The organism is Janthinobacterium sp. AD80 (genome assembly GCF_002878455.1).
GTDB lineage: Bacteria > Pseudomonadota > Gammaproteobacteria > Burkholderiales > Burkholderiaceae_D > Janthinobacterium.
Window position 1 is genome coordinate 1 of record NZ_NRDQ01000088.1, and the last position, 15,500, is coordinate 15,500.

Annotated in this window: 16 protein-coding genes; 10 read left to right on the forward strand and 6 right to left on the reverse strand. The window is 63.7% G+C overall.

Annotated features, from left to right (window positions below):
* A partial coding sequence (locus JaAD80_RS17505) for an amidase family protein (RefSeq protein WP_258003054.1) occupies positions 1–487 on the reverse strand: 487 nt, incomplete at its 3' end.
* Between the two features lie 101 nt (positions 488–588).
* On the opposite strand from JaAD80_RS17505, the gene JaAD80_RS17510 reads away from it, so the two are divergent.
* Together JaAD80_RS17510 and JaAD80_RS17515 are read left to right on the forward strand one after the other, a co-directional pair.
* Positions 589–1,485 carry a LysR family transcriptional regulator gene (locus JaAD80_RS17510; protein ID WP_102295877.1) on the forward strand — a complete coding sequence of 299 codons (897 nt, stop codon included), beginning with the start codon at positions 589–591 and terminating at the stop codon, positions 1,483–1,485.
* A gap of 159 nt (positions 1,486–1,644) precedes the next feature.
* On the forward strand, positions 1,645–2,769 hold the full coding sequence (locus JaAD80_RS17515) for a catalase family protein (RefSeq protein WP_102295878.1): 1,125 nt from the start codon (positions 1,645–1,647) through the stop codon (positions 2,767–2,769).
* Between the two features lie 19 nt (positions 2,770–2,788).
* On the opposite strand, the gene JaAD80_RS17520 is transcribed toward JaAD80_RS17515, so the two are convergent.
* Positions 2,789–3,580 carry an SDR family oxidoreductase gene (locus JaAD80_RS17520; RefSeq protein WP_102295880.1) on the reverse strand — a complete coding sequence of 264 codons (792 nt, stop codon included), beginning with the start codon at positions 3,578–3,580 and terminating at the stop codon, positions 2,789–2,791.
* A 152-nt stretch (positions 3,581–3,732) separates the two neighbouring features.
* Here JaAD80_RS17520 and JaAD80_RS17525 point away from each other — a divergent pair, with 152 nt between their 5' ends.
* The 5 genes from JaAD80_RS17525 to JaAD80_RS17545 all read left to right on the forward strand — a co-directional run bounded on the left by JaAD80_RS17525 (position 3,733) and on the right by JaAD80_RS17545 (position 6,386).
* Complete coding sequence (locus JaAD80_RS17525) at positions 3,733–4,125, forward strand: MerR family transcriptional regulator (protein ID WP_102295931.1); 393 nt, start codon at positions 3,733–3,735, stop codon at positions 4,123–4,125.
* 3 nt (positions 4,126–4,128) lie between these two features.
* The gene (locus JaAD80_RS17530) at positions 4,129–4,779 is read left to right on the forward strand and encodes an SMI1/KNR4 family protein (RefSeq protein WP_102295881.1); all 651 of its coding nucleotides are present in this window, start codon (positions 4,129–4,131) and stop codon (positions 4,777–4,779) included.
* A gap of 105 nt (positions 4,780–4,884) precedes the next feature.
* Positions 4,885–5,436: a DUF4142 domain-containing protein gene (locus JaAD80_RS17535; RefSeq protein ID WP_180979458.1), complete on the forward strand. Its 552-nt coding sequence runs from the start codon at positions 4,885–4,887 to the stop codon at positions 5,434–5,436.
* A 112-nt stretch (positions 5,437–5,548) separates the two neighbouring features.
* Complete coding sequence (locus JaAD80_RS17540; protein ID WP_102295884.1) at positions 5,549–5,935, forward strand: hypothetical protein; 387 nt, start codon at positions 5,549–5,551, stop codon at positions 5,933–5,935.
* A 13-nt stretch (positions 5,936–5,948) separates the two neighbouring features.
* The gene (locus tag JaAD80_RS17545) at positions 5,949–6,386 is read left to right on the forward strand and encodes a hypothetical protein (protein ID WP_102295933.1); all 438 of its coding nucleotides are present in this window, start codon (positions 5,949–5,951) and stop codon (positions 6,384–6,386) included.
* Between the two features lie 89 nt (positions 6,387–6,475).
* Here JaAD80_RS17545 and JaAD80_RS17550 read toward each other — a convergent pair whose 3' ends face one another.
* Together JaAD80_RS17550 and cadR are read right to left on the reverse strand one after the other, a co-directional pair.
* A complete protein-coding gene (locus tag JaAD80_RS17550) occupies positions 6,476–7,558 on the reverse strand; it encodes a hypothetical protein (RefSeq protein WP_102295886.1) in 1,083 nt (360 codons plus the stop codon).
* Complete coding sequence (gene cadR / locus JaAD80_RS17555) at positions 7,552–8,001, reverse strand: Cd(II)/Pb(II)-responsive transcriptional regulator (RefSeq protein WP_102295888.1); 450 nt, start codon at positions 7,999–8,001, stop codon at positions 7,552–7,554. The genes JaAD80_RS17550 and cadR overlap by 7 nt, the downstream gene beginning before the upstream one ends.
* Before the next feature lie 98 nt (positions 8,002–8,099).
* On the opposite strand from cadR, the gene JaAD80_RS17560 reads away from it, so the two are divergent.
* The 3 genes from JaAD80_RS17560 (at position 8,100) to JaAD80_RS17570 (ending at position 13,205) form a co-directional block, all read left to right on the forward strand.
* Positions 8,100–10,433, forward strand: a complete 2,334-nt coding sequence (locus JaAD80_RS17560) for a heavy metal translocating P-type ATPase (protein WP_102295890.1) — start codon at positions 8,100–8,102, stop codon at positions 10,431–10,433.
* Positions 10,434–10,516: 83 nt separating this feature from the next.
* The gene (locus tag JaAD80_RS17565; protein WP_102295891.1) at positions 10,517–11,980 is read left to right on the forward strand and encodes an alpha/beta fold hydrolase; all 1,464 of its coding nucleotides are present in this window, start codon (positions 10,517–10,519) and stop codon (positions 11,978–11,980) included.
* A gap of 160 nt (positions 11,981–12,140) precedes the next feature.
* On the forward strand, positions 12,141–13,205 hold the full coding sequence (locus JaAD80_RS17570; protein ID WP_102295893.1) for an alpha/beta fold hydrolase: 1,065 nt from the start codon (positions 12,141–12,143) through the stop codon (positions 13,203–13,205).
* A 76-nt stretch (positions 13,206–13,281) separates the two neighbouring features.
* On the opposite strand, the gene JaAD80_RS17575 is transcribed toward JaAD80_RS17570, so the two are convergent.
* A complete protein-coding gene (locus JaAD80_RS17575; protein WP_308410620.1) occupies positions 13,282–14,772 on the reverse strand; it encodes an MFS transporter in 1,491 nt (496 codons plus the stop codon).
* 128 nt (positions 14,773–14,900) lie between these two features.
* Positions 14,901–15,482 carry a GNAT family N-acetyltransferase gene (locus tag JaAD80_RS17580; RefSeq protein ID WP_102295896.1) on the reverse strand — a complete coding sequence of 194 codons (582 nt, stop codon included), beginning with the start codon at positions 15,480–15,482 and terminating at the stop codon, positions 14,901–14,903.
* Positions 15,483–15,500: the final 18 nt, after the last annotated feature.

Genomic DNA, 15,500 nt, shown 5'->3' on the forward strand with positions numbered 1-15,500 from the left:
CGAGTGGCACGATGCCGGCTGCCACGGCCGCCGCCGCGCCGCCGCTGGAGCCGCCCGCGCTCAGCGCCGGATTCCATGGATTGCGCGTGGCGCCGTACAAGACGGGCTCGGTGGTGGTGGCAAACGCCATTTCCGGCGTGCCGCTGCGGCCAAACGTGGCCAGTCCGGCTTTGCGGAACAGCGTCATCAAATGGGAGTCGGACGCGCTCACGTGGCCGGCTGCCAGGCGGCTGCCATATTCGCTGCGCTGGCCCGCCATCGTGACGGCCACGTCCTTGATCAAAAACGGCACGCCGGCGAATGGCGCAGTGGCATCGACGGCGGACAGGTCAGCCGGCCAATGCTCGGCCACGGCATTGATCTGCGGATTAACAGCGTGCAAGGCGCGCAAGGCGGCGTCCTGCAATTCCGCCGCGCTGACGGCGCCATCGCGTACCAGCTGCGCCAGTCCAATGCCATCAAAGCTAACATATTCAGATACTTGCATGAGATTGCTCCTGTAGAAGGTGAAGATTAAAAATCACAGGAACTACTGTAGGGCTTGCGCTATCATTGTGGAAATGAATAAAGTAAATACTAGGTATAGCCATGATTAATTTGCGTAAGCTGGATTTGAACCTGCTGCTGACCCTGAATGCGCTGCTCATTGAGCGCAACGTGACCCGGGCAGCCGAGCGGCTGCACCTGAGCCAGCCTTCCGTCAGCGTACAGCTGGGCAAGCTGCGCACGGCCTTCGACGACCCGCTGCTGTTGCCCGGCCCACGCGGCATGCTGCCCACGGCACGCGCGCTGGCCCTGTTTGCACCTCTGCAAGCCGTGCTGGCGCAGCTGGAGCAAGTCTTGCAGCCGGAACAGGCGTTCGAGCCGGCAACGGCCGAGGTGCGCTGGAACCTGGCGGCGGCCGATGCCACCGAATATGCGATCCTGCTGCCCCTGCTGCCGGCCTTGCGCGCCCAGGCGCCGCTGTCGCGCATGGCCGTGTTCGAAGCCGTGCCGGAGCGCATGGCGCAGGCGCTGGAGACGGGCCAGGTCGACCTGGGCTTCCTGGCGCAGGAAGAAGCGCCGTCGACACTGCGCCACCGCACCTTGTTTACGGAACACTATGTCCTGGCGGGCCGCCACGACCACCCGCTGCTACAGGCGCAGCCAAGTCTCGAGCAGTTTTGCGCGCTGGAATTCATCGTCGTCTCGCCGAATGGCGGCGGCTTCCGCACGGCCGTCGATACGGCCCTGCAGCAGTTGGGCCAGAAGCGCAAGGTGGTGCTGTCCGTGCCGCATTTCCTCATCGTCCCGCCCTTGCTGGCGGCCTCCGACATGGTCGCCCTGCTACCGTCGCGCCTGCTGAAAAACGCCTTGGGCTCCCTGCGCATCTGGGAGCCGCCCATCACCTTGCCCGACTATGAAATGGCCATGGTCTGGCACGAGCGCATGCACCTGGACCCGGCGCATCGCTGGCTGCGCGAGCGCATCATGGCCAGCCTGTGAATTTATTGACGTGCCTGGATGGCGCGGCAGGCAAGCGGGCCTGCTTGTCGCGCAGACAATGCGTTCACGCTTATTTCTACGCCTGTGTATGCCAGCAAACGGAAGTTTGTGGCGCAGGCGGCAATGATGGAGCACCCTCACCCATCACAAGGAAAAGCCATGTCCGCCATTCCACGCCCGCCCGTACCGTACGACAGCCGCTATGAATTCGAGGAGGAAGGCGAGCAGGAAACCTGCGCGCAGCTGCTGCAGACCCTGCGCGGCATTTCCAGCACCACCTATGCAGACTCTGGCCACGCCACGCGCAGCGTGCATGCCAAGAGCCACGGCTTGCTGCACGGCCGCCTGCAAGTGCTGGACAACTTGGCGCCCGAGCTGGCGCAAGGCCTGTTCGCCACGCCAGCCGGCTATGACGTGGTGATGCGCATCTCGACCATTCCCGGCGACATCCTCGACGACAATGTCTCCGTACCGCGCGGCATGGCCGTCAAGCTCCTCGGCGTGCCGGGCACGCAGCTGTCCAGCCTGGACGCGGACGCTGCTGTAGCGCCGGCCAGCACGCAGGATTTCGTGCTGGTCAACGGGCCCGCCTTCCTGGCGCCGGGCGCGAAGAAATTCCTCGGCAGCCTGAAGTTGCTGGCCAGTACCACGGACAAGGCGCCACGCCTGAAACAGGCGCTCTCGACCGTCTTGCAGGGTGCGGAAAAGGCGCTCGAAGCCGTGGGCGGCGAAAGCGGCACCCTGAAAAGCCTGGGTGGCCATCCGGAAACCCATGTGCTGGGCGAAACCTACTACAGCCAGGCGCCCATTTTATATGGCGCCTACATGGCCAAAGTGGCGCTGGTGCCCGTCTCGCCGGAACTGGCGGGCCTGGCCGGTGCGCCGGTCGACCTCGATGGCAAGCCCAACGGCTTGCGCGACGCCGTCGTCGCCTTCTTTGCTAGCCACGCGGCGACCTGGGAAGTGCGCATCCAGCTGTGCCGCGACATCGACAGCATGCCCTTTGAGGACGCGTCCGTTGCCTGGCCGGAAGAAGACAGCCCGTATTTGCCCGTGGCGCGCATCACGGCCCCGCCGCAGGCGGGCTGGAGCGAGGCCCTGTCGCGCGCCGTTGATGACGGCATGGCCTTCAGTCCCTGGCACGGCGTGCTGGCGCACCGTCCGCTGGGTTCCATCATGCGCGTGCGCAAGGCTGCATATGCAATGTCGGCCCGCTTCCGCTTTGAGCGCACGGGCAACGTCGTGCGCGAACCGGACAGCCTTGACGACTTCCCGCTTCACTAAGCACGCGGGGCAAGCCGCATCAGGTGCGCGGCTTGAGCATGCCTTCTACGATGCCGAGCACGGTCTGGCGCGGCAGCAGGCGCGGCAGCCAGGCCAGCAGGCGGTTTTGCCGTCCCGCCACATGGCTGCTGCGGCCCCGATCGAGCGCGCGCAAGGCTTCGTCGACCACCGCCTGCGGCGCCATGCGCTTGCCCACGGCCGCTTCCGGCGCGGCCACTACGTCAAAAAAAGCCGTCTCCGTCGCGCCTGGACACAGTGCCAGCACGCGCACGCCGCGCTGGCGGTTCTCCGCCCACAACGCTTCCGAAAACGCCAGCACGAACGCCTTGCTGGCGCCGTAAACCGCCATGTAAGGGTCGGGCTGCAAGGCGGCGGTGGACGCCACATTGATGATGGCGCCCCGTCCTTGCGCCAGCATGTGCGGCAAGGCGCAGTGCGTCAGCTCCATGAGGGCGGTGCAATTGACGGCTACCTCGGCGGACTGGCGCCTCAGCAAGGTGTTATCAAATCTGCCATGCGTGGCGAAGCCGGCATTATTGATCAGGACATCGGGTGGCATGCCCAGCGCGCAGGCCTGCGCATGCGCGGCTTCGGCCGCGCCAGGCTGGCCCAGGTCGGCAACGAGGGCATGGGCGCGGATGCCGTGGCGCTGGGCAAGTTCCTTGGCCAGCTTGTCCAGCACGGCGCCGGAGCGGGCCAGCAGCAGTAAATGGGCGCCGCGCGCGGCCAGGGTTTCCGCAAAGACGCGGCCGATGCCGGACGAGGCGCCGGTGATGAGCACGGTCTGCCCGGAGTAGTTGAATGGAAGCATGTCAACAGTGTCGTAGTGAAAGGAATTTCACTGTAAACTGTGGTCTTTAGTCCATGGTCAAGCATGGAACGCAAAAAAGTGCGCATGCTGTGTTGCATAGCTTTGCGCTGCGCAGTTTTCGCATTGCATCAATTGCAAGAAAGGTAATGACGATGCGTATCGGAGAAATCACCCGTCTGACGGGCGTGTCGAAAGACACGGTGCGCTTTTATGAGCGCCAGGGGCTGCTCGATGCCGCCCCGCAACCGGGCATGACGAATAACTACAAGCAATACTCGGCGCAGGCGCTGCGGCGCATCGAGCTGATCGGCCATGCCAAGGCGCTGGGTTTTACCTTGAGGGAAATCGCCGAAGTCATTGCCGTGTGGCAGGAAAACGCCCTCGATGGGGAAACCAAGCGCATCATGCTGGAAACGAAAATCGCCCAGATCGACGACAAGGCCCGTTCCATGGCCGTGCTGCGCGCCGGTCTTGTCGATGCGCTGGCCAAGGTGGAGACGGGCTGCGCCGACGGCATGCAGCTTGCCAGTAATTTACCAGGATAATCAATGACTTATTACACGCAATACCGGCACCTGGCGCTCGACGGTGCCAAGCCCGCGCCCACTGCGCAGCAGATTGCCGACATCGAAACCCTGCTGGAAGCGCCCTTGCCGTCCGCCTTCCTGGCTTTTTTGCAAGTGGCTAACGGCGCTTATTTCGATTACACCTGCGACGTGCCCGACGGCGAGGGTGGCGTGGAAAAAATGGGTTTCAACACCTTTTTCAGCGCGGAGGACGGTGATTTTTGCGATGAAACCCTGGTTGGGGAAATCCGCGCCGCGCGCCAGCACATGGCCATGCCCGTGCAAATCCTGCCCTTTGCCCGTGATGGCGGCAATTCCATGGTCTTTCTTGACCTGACGCCGGAAGGCGGTGGCAGAGTCGTGAGTTTTGTGCAGGAGTTGCCGGGATGGACAGCCCGTCGCGCCCATGGCTTCATCGCCCTGGCGCCATCGTTCGATGCCTGGCTGGACAGCCTGTACATCGACCGCGACACGGTGCTTGACGAACTCGAACACAGCGTCTCGCAGCCATCCCACCTGGAAGCGATGGCGGAATGGCTGGATATCGGCATGCCCGCCTGGCGCCGCGATGCCGGCATCACAGCCTTGTTTGCGCTGAAACAGGTGGAACTGTACGCTAACGAACAGGACTAGTCCTACGGGAATGATCGCGCCTGTCCTATGGGTGTGCGCAGGCTGGAGGCTTAACATTATCTTCAGCTTGCAGAAAAAACCACTCTTGACATGAAAGGACTTCCCATGCGTATTTCTACCACCAGTAGCCGCGGCCCTTCCCTGAAGCACGTGGCCATCGGCGCCGCCGTAGCACTGTTGAGCGGCATCGCCATCAACAGCATCGCCGCTGCCGCGCCGGGCGCCTACGACAAGCAGTTTCTCAGCAAGGCGGCTGACGCGGGCAGCACGGAAATCGCCGCCAGCAAAGTGGCGCAAAGCAAGAGCAGCAATGCGCAAGTGAAGACCTTCGCCGATGCCATGGTGACCGACCACACGAAAGTGGCCGACGAGCTCAAGCAATTAGCCAGCAGCAAGCAGATCGAAGTCAGCGATCAGCCCGGCGCCAAGCACAAGGCGCAGATCGACAAGTTGAGCCGCCTGGAAGGCGCGCAGTTCGACAAGGAATATGCGGCCAGCATCGGTGTCGCGGCGCACAAGGATGCCGTAAAGCTGTTCACCGATGCCAGCCAGAAAGCCAGCGATCCAGACATCAAGGCATTTGCCGCCAAGACCTTGCCAGCGTTGCAACATCACCTGGAAATGGCCAACGCCCTGCACACGGCGCTGGCAAAATAGAGCGGCAATGCGCTGAATAGGCAGCGAGATACTTGCCGTACGTGCTGTACGGCAAGTACGGCACGCTTGGAATACAATGCGGCAACTCTGTTTTTGGCGACGCCATGACCTCATGCAGCTACTCAAGAAAACTGGCCTGATTACGGCCGCCTTCCTGTTCATCGTCTTGCTGGCCGCCTGGCTGTTCATCAAGGTGGCGGCCGCGCGCAATGCCACCGTGTATGCGCAGCAATGGAACGACAAGGGCACCTGCGTGATCAAGACTTTCGTGCCCCACTACGGCAATGGCGTGCCGCACAACATCGTGCGCGCGCTCAGCACGTCGACCTTTTTCCGCGTGTACCACAAGGATGGCACCTTGCTGGAAAGCACGGAATGGGTGCTGGACATGCATGAAGACGGCTTGCTCGACCATGCCCGCTGGGGCCAGAACCAGAGCCGCGCGATCTACCCGACCGACCTCGGCTACGAGGGCTGGACCCTGCCCCAATGCGCCTGAACGGGGATGCATGATGCCGAAAATCAGACAGACAGGCCTGCGCGGCCCCTGGAGCGACGCCCGCTACGTCCCCACGCTGTACCATTTCCTCGGTCCCTTCGACGTGTATGACCGTGAAGAAACCCTGGGCGTGGAGCTGGGCACCTGGGACATGAACGATGCGGCCCAGCGCGCGGCGCTGATACGCCGCGACATCACCTCGCAATACAAGGAACTCGGCTACCGGCACCGCTACATGCTGGTGCAGGTGCTGAAAAAAGCGCTGCAAGACCCGGCTTACGATTTTGCCGCCATCCTCGAACATGATCCGGAAACCACCTATGCGCTGCCCGCCAAGTGGGACGGGATGGACGATCCGCGCGCCTTTTTTGCGGACATTTACCGGCTGGTACAGCAGGACTGGCGCGACGATCTGGCCAGGGCCGCGGCGGAAAACCCGGCCGACTGGTAGCGCTGGGCCCGTCCGGAGCCGGGCTGCCGCTGTGCGATATTGCCGGTACCTATCCCGGTCATTCAACTGCCGGAATGGGGGATGTCATGTTACTGCCGTTGCGGCAAGTAAGCCTCGGCGCAAGCCCGCATGCGCTTGCCAGCGGCCGCCAGTGACGGGGCCGCATCTGCCTGCAAGATCCTGCCCTGGCTGTTCTGGCCGTCGTAACTGCCGAGCATGGCCGCATACAGGGTGGCCTGATCCTGTATGCGCCAGCTGTCACTGCGTGAATTGCCGGGCGCGGCAGGCATGCTGGCGCTGAAATAACTGTACAGGCCGCCGACCTGTTTCTGCTGCAGCCATTCCATTAATTGCACGATGCGGTACTGTTCCAGCAGGCTTAGTTCGCTGACATTTTCGCTCGACAAGGTGTAATACAGTTCCAGGCGGGCCATCCAGTTGCCTTTTTTACCGGCCGCCACCAATGCATCCCAGGCTGGACCGGAACGTGCGCCGCGCACGGCGCGCGGCGCAGCCATCCACGCATTGACGGCTGCCTGCTCAGGCACGGGGCCGTAATAATCGGGCGCGCGGCAGACAAACTGGCGCGCGTCGGGTCCGCCCTCCTTGAGCGCGCCGGCAATCTGCGCGGCGACCTTGTCGCCTATACGCAGCAGGCGCGCGCCATAGCTGTCTATAGTCCAGTTCGAAGGCAAGCGGCCCAGCCAGGCCAACGCATCGTCGTTGGCCCTCGCTTGCACCGCATAGGCAGCGATGTTGGCTTGCATTTTGACTTCTTTCTGTTCCTCCGCCAGCTTGATCACCTCCTGCTCTTCCTCATACCGGCTAGTCGTGTTGCTCAGCTGCACGCAGCCCACGAAGGTCTCCGGCGCGTCCTGCCAGCATCGGGCAGCCACCTTCAGTTGCCAACGCGTGCTGACGGTTTTCAGGACATAATTCTCTTCGCCGGTTTCCCCTTTGAGATAGGCGCGGCCGTCGGCCTTTGTCACGCCTTTTGCCAGCTGCTTGCCGCCAACAGTGCTCCAAGTGTACGGGTCATCGTCTTGCGGCACGCCGGGCGCCGCATACAGGATCAGGTAGTGGCCAGCGGTGGCAGGCGCATCGGCAGCATGACTCAGCGGCGACAGCAGGGATAAAGTGAGTAAAGTTTTTCTGGGCAACAGTTTCAACATGCAACAATCGCTTCGGGAAGGTCGGTATGGCAGGCGCAGTCATGCCCGCTGGCCGCCTCGGACAGATTTTGCAGGATGGCGCAGTCTTGCGACGGCTGCGGCCGGTCGCACTGGTGGCGCAAGGTCACCAGTTGCTGTTGCAGGGTTTGCAAGTTCGCCATTTGCTCGGCGATGCGCAGGATATGATGGTCGAGCAATTCATTGACGCTCTGGCAGCCTTCCGCCGGGTTGTTCTTAAATTCCAGCAAGGCGCGGATATCCGTCAGGCCGATCTGCAAGGAACGGCAATGGCGGATGAATTGCAGCCGTTCCTGGTGCTCTTCCCGGTATTCGCGATAGCCGGCGCTGTTGCGGCCTGGCTCTTGCAGCAAGCCCGCTTTTTCATAGTAACGCACGGTTTCCACGTCACAATCTGTCCGTTTGGCCAGTTCTCCGATACGCATGGCATCCCCTTTTCATTTCAACACGCAAATTCCGCTTGACCCTGTAGCGGCTACAGGGTTTCTAATGGAAGCATACACGAATCCTGAAGGATGAAGCGATGCCGCACGATAGCCACGATCACGATCACAAGCATGACCACCAGCACGATCATAAGCACGATCACAAGCACGACCATGCCCAGCCGCACGCGCATGAACCAGCGCCGGCCGCCGCAGCGCAGGCGGCAAGTTGCTGCTCCAGCAAGCACGCATGCTCGTCCACGCCAGCCGCCAGCACGGCGGCTGCCCTGCCCAGCGCCCCCATCGATGGCGCGAGCACGGCCAAATACCGCATCGCCAACATGGATTGCCCCACGGAAGAACGTCTGATCCGCAACAAGCTGGGCGGCATGGACGGCGTCGTGGGCCTGGACTTCAACCTGATGAACCGCGTGCTGGACGTGCACCACACCCTGCCCTCGCTGGCCTCGGTGGAAGCGGCACTGCACGGCATCGGCATGCAGGCGATCCCCATGGAAGCGGATGCGGTGGTTGCGCGCGACCCGAACGAAGGCAGTCTCAGCGGCCTGCAAAAGGGCCTGCTGGTGGTGTCCGGCCTGGCGGCGGCAGGCGCCGAAGCGCTGGCGTGGACTACGCATGCAGACAGCTCGCCCCTGGTTATCGCCCTGGCCCTGCTGTCGATCGCCACGGGCGGCTGGCCGACCCTGAAAAAAGGCTGGATCGCCCTGAAAACCTTTACCCTGAACATCAATTTCCTAATGAGCCTGGCGGTTTTCGGCGCCATCGCCATCGGCCAGTGGCCGGAAGCGGCCATGGTCATCTTCCTCTTCGCCATCGCGGAATTGATCGAAGGCTTGTCCCTGAACCGCGCGCGCAATGCCGTGCAAAGCCTGATGCAGCTGGCGCCCGACGTGGCGAGCGTCGCCGATGCCGGCGGTGCCTGGCAGCAAGTCCCGGTCGCCACGGTGGCCATCGGCGCCCTCATGCGCGTGAAACCGGGCGAGCGCATCGCCCTTGACGGTGTCGTGCAAAACGGTGAATCGTCCGTCAACCAGGCGCCGATCACGGGCGAAAGCATGCCGGTCGACAAGGCCGCAGGCGACGTCGTGTATGCGGGCACCATCAATGAGCGCGGTGTGCTCGACGTCACCGTGACGGCCAACAGCGGCAACAGCACCCTGGCGAAAATCGTCAAGGTGATCGAGGAAACACAGGGAAAACAGGCGCCGACGCAGCGCTTCGTCGACAATTTCGCCCGCTATTACACGCCTGCCGTCGTCGTCTTCGCCATCCTCGTGGCCGTGCTGCCGCCCTTGCTGCTGGGCGCGCCGTTCATGGACTGGATATATAAAGCGCTGGTGATGCTGGTGATCGCCTGCCCTTGCGCGCTGGTCATTTCCACGCCCGTCACGGTGGTCAGTGGCCTGACGGCAGCCGCACGGCGCGGCATTCTGGTCAAAGGCGGGCAATTCCTGGAAACGGGCTACCGCATCAAGGCCATCGCCGTCGACAAGACGGGTACTCTGACCATGGGAAAACCGGCAGTCACCGACGTGGTGGCGCTGGACGGCAGCAGCCGCGACAAGGTGCTGCTGCTGGCCGCCAGCCTGGACGCCAATTCCGCCCACCCGCTGGCCGCCGCCATCGTCAAGGCCGGCCCGCCCGCCAGCAGCCATTTGCCTGTCAGCCAGTTTGCCGCCCTGCACGGCCGTGGCGTGCGCGGCAGCATCGATGGCCAGACGTATTACCTGGGCAATGCGCGGCTGATGACGGAGTTGAACGTGCTGACGCCGGAACTGCAAACGCTGCTGGCGCAACTGGAACAGCAAGCCTACACGGCCATGGTGCTGGCCACGCAAACGGCCGCGCTGGGCGTGATCGCCGTGGCCGACGTGCTGCGTCCGACGGCAGCGTCCGCCATCGCCCGCCTGAATGCGCTGGGCGTGACCACTGTCATGCTGACAGGCGATAATGTGCTGACGGCGCAGCGGATCGCGCTTGAGGTGGGTGTCAGCCTGGTCAAGGCCGAACTGCTGCCGGAAAATAAACTGGATGAAATCAAGGCCTTGCAGCAGCAGTTCGGCGTCGTCGCCATGCTCGGTGACGGCGTCAACGATGCGCCGGCCCTGGCGCAGGCGGACATCGGCTTTGCCATGGGCGCGGCCGGCAGCGATACGGCCATCGAGACGGCGGACGTGGCCCTGATGGATGATGAACTGGGTAAATTGCCGGAATTCATCAGCCTGAGCCAGCGCACGCGCGCCATCCTCGTGCAAAACATCAGCTTTGCCATCGGCATCAAGGCCGTGTTCTTCGGCCTGGCACTGGCCGGCATGGCGACCCTGTGGATGGCCGTGTTCGCCGACGTGGGCGCCAGCCTGCTGGTGGTGGCAAATGGGCTGCGCTTACTGCGCAAAGGCAAGACCAGCTAAACCTGTCCAGGAACAGTTCCATCTGGACAAGTCATGCAAAAAAAGCTACTTTGTGGGCTTCCACCACTGCCGCAAAGTAGCCGATGACCTTTCTGCTCCGCCTGACCCTGCTGGCCACGCTCTTGCTGGGCGCCGGCCTGCACGCCGAACCCATGCTCTTCACTCCGTGTGCCGACACGGCCCTGCCTGGCAGCCAGTGCTCGGGCTTGAACGTGCCCGGCAGCTACGACGCGCAGGGCCGCGCCGTCGGCGACGCGGACGCGGACGCGGGCGCCATGCACCTCTTCGTGCGCAAGATTCCCGCCGACCTGCCTGCCGGCCAAGCGCCAAAAGGCAGCTTGTGGCTGGTGGCCGGTGGCCCCGGCGAATCGGGCGCCTCGTTCTACAGCCTGCTGCCCACCCTGCGCCGCAGCTTTCCCGGTTTTGAATTCCTCATCCCCGACCATCGCGGCACGGGCAACTCCTCGCGCCTGTGCCGTGTGGAAGAATCTGCGCAAAGCCCCGGCGGCCGTGCCCTGGCTGGCGCCGAGTGGAGCAGTTGCTTTGCCGGCATTAACGCGATGCCCGCTTACGCGGCGCAGTTTTCCATCACCACGGCCGCGCGCGACCTGAAAGCCTTGATCGAAGGCGAGCGCACCGCGACGCGCCAGCTCAGGCAGCCGCCCGTGTATCTGTATGGCGTGTCGTATGGAACGCAACTGGTCTTGCGCACCTTGCAGCTGGGCCCGCTACCCGTGCAAGGCGTCATCCTCGACTCGCTGGTGCCGCCGCAAACGGATCCGCGCTGGGACTTGAGCCAGCGCTCGCAGGTGGTCAATGCCGTCGGCATGCAGGTGCTGGCCCAGTGCGATGCGGACCCGGCGTGCCACGCGGCACTGGGGGAACCAGCCGCCACGCTGTACCGGCGCGTGCTGGACAAGGTGCAAGCCGACCCTGCCCTGCTGGCCGGCATCCCTGGCAAGAACCTGAAAAACTTCCTGGGCGGCATGCTCGACGTGCCGGCCGCCCGCGCCCGCATACCCTATTTGCTGCGCGAGCTGGACCAGGGCGGCGCGGCGGAACTGGCCGCCGTGCGCGCCACCTTGACCGAGGCCGCCGCCAGCCTGGGCAGCTATCCGCAGTCGCCGCCGTCGATTCCCCTGGTGAGCATCATCAGCAATGCGGAAAACAACCTGCAGCCATCGCTGCGGCCAGGCTGGAGCGCCGCCGATATCGAGCGTGAAGAAGCGGGACTGCTATTTACCAGTCCGCTGCCGCGCATCCTGCTGGGCGGCGGCTTGCCGACGTATCCACGCGATGCCTATTTCGGCCAACTGCCGGCCCACCTGCCGCCCACGCTGGTGCTGCAGGGCACCCTGGATCCGAAGACGCCGTACGCGGGCGCGCAGGCGCAGGTGCAGGCCTTGATCCAGAGCAAGTCAGGCAAGGTGGCGCTGGCCAGCGTGCGGAACGCCCCGCATTTCATCCTGTGGACGGCGCCGGCCTGCTTCGAGCAGGCGAGCCAGCGCTTTATCGCCGGCAAGCGGGTGCGGGATTGCAGCTTATAACGTGTCAAAACCCCACAGCAAAGTCCAGGGCACACTCGCCGGGGAAATCAGCCCCGACGGGGCCTGTTCCGATTACGAAGGAAGCGACCCCGGCTTTTGCGTCCCGCTTGAAATGCTCACGCCGCCGGCGTCGTCACGACATCATCCTGCCAGGAGTTCCATGCACACATTCTGTTCGATACTCTCGTTGCTCTCCTGCCTGGGCGTGGCCCAGGCAGCTGCATCGGCCACGCCTGGCTCCCCGGCTCCTTCCATCTGTGCCACGCCTGAACAAGCGGTGCACGAGCAAGGCTACGTGCCCATCAACGGCATCGCGCAATGGATCACGGTCAAGGGGGCGGCGTGCCGCAATCCCGTGATCCTCTTCATCCATGGCGGCCCCGGCAACGCATTGAGTCCGTTTGCCGAGGCCATCTACGACGGCTGGGAACAGCACTACACGCTGGTGCAATGGGACCAGCGCGGTGCGGGCATGACGTATGCACAACAGCGGCCAGCGGAAGATGTCCGCTTGACGGTGGAACAGATGCGCGACGACGGCATCGCCGTTGCCAGCTATCTGCGCCAGCACCTGGGCCAGGATAAAGTCATCTTGATGGGCAGTTCCTGGGGGGCGATCCTGGGCGTGCACATGGCCAAGGCCAGGCCGGACCTGTTCCACGCGTATGTTGGCACGGCGCAGGTGGTCAATGCGCGGCAGAACGAAGCCGGCATGTATGCGCAAGTCATGCAACTTGCGCAAGCGGCCAGTGACACGGCCACCGTGGAAAAGCTGACGGCGCTGGGCCCGCCGCCGTGGCGCGACCCGCGCAATTTCGGCATCCTGCGCCGCTTCGACCGCAAATATGAAGGATTGGTAACAGATGCGCCACCGAAACACTGGTGGCAGCCGGCACCGTTCTATGCCACGCCGCAAGCGCTGGCCGATGCCGAGGCGGCCGATGATTACTCGTACATCCAGTTCATCGGTATGCAGGGCGATGGCATGTTTGCCAAGGTCGACTTGCCCGCGCTGGGCACGCGGTTCGACCTGCCCTTTTTCCTCATCATGGGCGAAGCCGACTTGCTCACCTCCCCCGCCATCGCGCATGCCTACTTCGACAGCCTCAGCGCGCCGAAGAAAAGTTTTACGCTGGTAAAACGCGCCGGCCACGATCCGAACCAGGCTGTGCTGGACGCCCAGTGGAAGGTCTTGCGCGAACAGGTAGCGCCGCTGCTGCCCTGAACCGCCTGCCGCTGACCCGCTGCCTGTGCGGCGGTGCCAGTGGTCAAGGCAATGTCTGGGCGCAAGCCTGCGTAAATCAGGCCAGCGTAGCGACGGCGCGGCGCGCCTTCAGCTGCAGATGGCGGATGGCGAATGCCGCCGCCATCAATATGCCGGACGCCGTGGCCAGCACGACAATAAACGCCTTGTCGAAGGCCGAGCGGGCCAGTTCCGACACTTGCAGGCCCAGCTCGGCCGGCAATTGCTCGGCGGCCAGCAATGCCGCGTCCAAAGTATCGTGCACGTTGGGCAAGACTCCCGCGCTTTCCGGGATTACCAGGGTGGCGCTGTAGACGGCCGACAAGATCGTGCCCAGCACCGTCACGCCGATCACGGCGCCCAGTTCATACGACACTTCCTCGATCGAGGCGGCCATGCCGGCTTGCTGCGGCGCCACGTTGAGCATCACGGCGCTGGACGCGGCCGTCATGACGGCGCCCAGGCCCAGGCCCAGGATCACCAGGCTGGCCACTTGCGCGGACACGGCGGCGTCATGCAGCAGCAAATAGGACGCCATGCCGACACCGGACAATAACAGCGAACCCCACAGGACCATGGCCTTGTCGGCGCGCGGCAGCATGAAACCCGTCAGCGGACCGGCAAACACGGACGCCAGCGGCAGCGGCAGCAGCAGCAAACCCGCTTCCAGCGGCGACAGTTCGCGCACCAGCTGCATGTGCTGGCTCAGCGCCAGTTCCATGCCGATCAGCGCGGCGGAGGCCACCATGGCGGCGGCCACGGCGCTGGAAAACGGCAGTTCGCGGAACAGGGCGAAGTCGATCAGCGGCTTGGCTTGCCGCTTCTGGCGGCGCACGAAGGTGAGCATGAAGACGGCGCCCACGGCAAAGGCCAGCGCGGCAAGCGCATACGACGGCTGTGGTTTGCCCAGTTCCTTGATCGCATACACGCCACCGAGCAGGCCCATCATGATTTGCAGCGAACCGGCCAGATCCCATGGCTTGTCGCGGTTGCCGGCCCGTTTCGGCAGGATGACGGCGGCCAGCACCAGGGTCAGCAGTACGATGGGCACGTTGATCAGGAACACGGAACCCCACCAGTAATGTTCCATCAAGAAACCACCGAGCACGGGACCGAAGGCGGCACCGCCCGAGGCGATGGCCGCCCACACGCCGATGGCGAACGAACGCTCGCGGTTATCGGTAAAGGTCAGGCGAATGATGGACAAGGTGGCCGGCATCATCAGCGCGGCGCCGATGGCCAGCAGCACGCGGGCAAAGATCAGCCATTCGGGCGCGGGCGAAAACGCGGCACACAGCGAGGCGATGCCGAACACGGCCAGGCCGGCGAGGAAAACGGGTTTATGGCCGAGGCGGTCACCGAGGGTGCCGAGGCCGGGCAGCAAGCCGGAGACGACCAGCGCATACACGTTGATGATCCACAGTTTTTGCGAGGAAGATGCCTGCAAGTCGCGCGTCAGCGCGGGCAAGGCGGTGTAGAGCACGGTCATGTCGACCACGATCAGGAACAGGGCGCTGGAGACGATGGCCAGCGTCAGCCATTTTTTCATTGAATGCATGGGTAACTCATTGATTTCTATTTAACTTTTAACAACTGTCTGTTTGGATAAAGCGAGTGCTGCGCAAATATTTACGTTCCAGGCTGCCACGGGCCTGGGCTGGTCGGGGGCGGCGGGCGTCAGCCACGATCACCATCCTTGTCATCCACGGCGGCGGCATCGACTACGTCAAGTTCACGCAGCATGACGACGGACACTTGCTTGAAGCCACGGCCCTGGAAGAATTTCTGCGCCGTCAGGTTGTGCGCGCCGCATTCGAGGAACAGGCGGGCGATGCCATGGCTGCGCAATTCGCTTGCCACCCACTCCACCAACAGGCTGCCGATGCCGCTGCCGCGCACGGCGGGCAGCAAGACCAGGTCGTCCAGCGCGGCGAACGATTTCGAGGCGCGCTGGCGCGTGTCGATCGACACGAGGGCCATGCCGACGATGTCGTCACCGGCGCTGGCGACGGCCAGCAGGGTCGAATCGCCATGCTCCCAGTCATGCGACAGGGCGGCGCGGATTTCGCCACGTATCACTTCAGGCAAGTCCGCGCGCCAGTTGCCCGGCGCATCGGCGCGCTCGCCTTGCAGTTCCGAATGGGAAATATAGTCGGCGCTGACGTTATCAAGGTAGAGCTTGCACAGCGCGTCTTCGGCGGTGGCGTCGTGGCACCAGCTGAAGCGGATGGCGGGGGTATGGGCTTGGGCGTTTTTCATGGCGGATCTCGTGTTATT

Bases quoted from the DNA above. Each gene is read 5' to 3' on its own strand.
- JaAD80_RS17550 (WP_102295886.1), bottom strand. From the start codon at position 7,558: ATGTTGAAACTGTTGCCCAGAAAAACTTTACTCACTTTATCCCTGCTG.
- JaAD80_RS17535 (WP_180979458.1), top strand. From the start codon at position 4,885: ATGCGTATTTCTACCACCAGTAGCCGCGGCCCTTCCCTGAAGCACGTG.
- JaAD80_RS17525 (WP_102295931.1), top strand. From the start codon at position 3,733: ATGCGTATCGGAGAAATCACCCGTCTGACGGGCGTGTCGAAAGACACG.
- JaAD80_RS17580 (WP_102295896.1), bottom strand. From the start codon at position 15,482: ATGAAAAACGCCCAAGCCCATACCCCCGCCATCCGCTTCAGCTGGTGC.
- JaAD80_RS17575 (WP_308410620.1), bottom strand. From the start codon at position 14,772: ATGAAAAAATGGCTGACGCTGGCCATCGTCTCCAGCGCCCTGTTCCTG.
- JaAD80_RS17520 (WP_102295880.1), bottom strand. From the start codon at position 3,580: ATGCTTCCATTCAACTACTCCGGGCAGACCGTGCTCATCACCGGCGCC.
- JaAD80_RS17515 (WP_102295878.1), top strand. From the start codon at position 1,645: ATGTCCGCCATTCCACGCCCGCCCGTACCGTACGACAGCCGCTATGAA.
- JaAD80_RS17570 (WP_102295893.1), top strand. From the start codon at position 12,141: ATGCACACATTCTGTTCGATACTCTCGTTGCTCTCCTGCCTGGGCGTG.
- JaAD80_RS17530 (WP_102295881.1), top strand. From the start codon at position 4,129: ATGACTTATTACACGCAATACCGGCACCTGGCGCTCGACGGTGCCAAG.
- JaAD80_RS17560 (WP_102295890.1), top strand. From the start codon at position 8,100: ATGCCGCACGATAGCCACGATCACGATCACAAGCATGACCACCAGCAC.
- JaAD80_RS17540 (WP_102295884.1), top strand. From the start codon at position 5,549: ATGCAGCTACTCAAGAAAACTGGCCTGATTACGGCCGCCTTCCTGTTC.
- cadR (WP_102295888.1), bottom strand. From the start codon at position 8,001: ATGCGTATCGGAGAACTGGCCAAACGGACAGATTGTGACGTGGAAACC.
- JaAD80_RS17510 (WP_102295877.1), top strand. From the start codon at position 589: ATGATTAATTTGCGTAAGCTGGATTTGAACCTGCTGCTGACCCTGAAT.
- JaAD80_RS17565 (WP_102295891.1), top strand. From the start codon at position 10,517: ATGACCTTTCTGCTCCGCCTGACCCTGCTGGCCACGCTCTTGCTGGGC.
- JaAD80_RS17545 (WP_102295933.1), top strand. From the start codon at position 5,949: ATGCCGAAAATCAGACAGACAGGCCTGCGCGGCCCCTGGAGCGACGCC.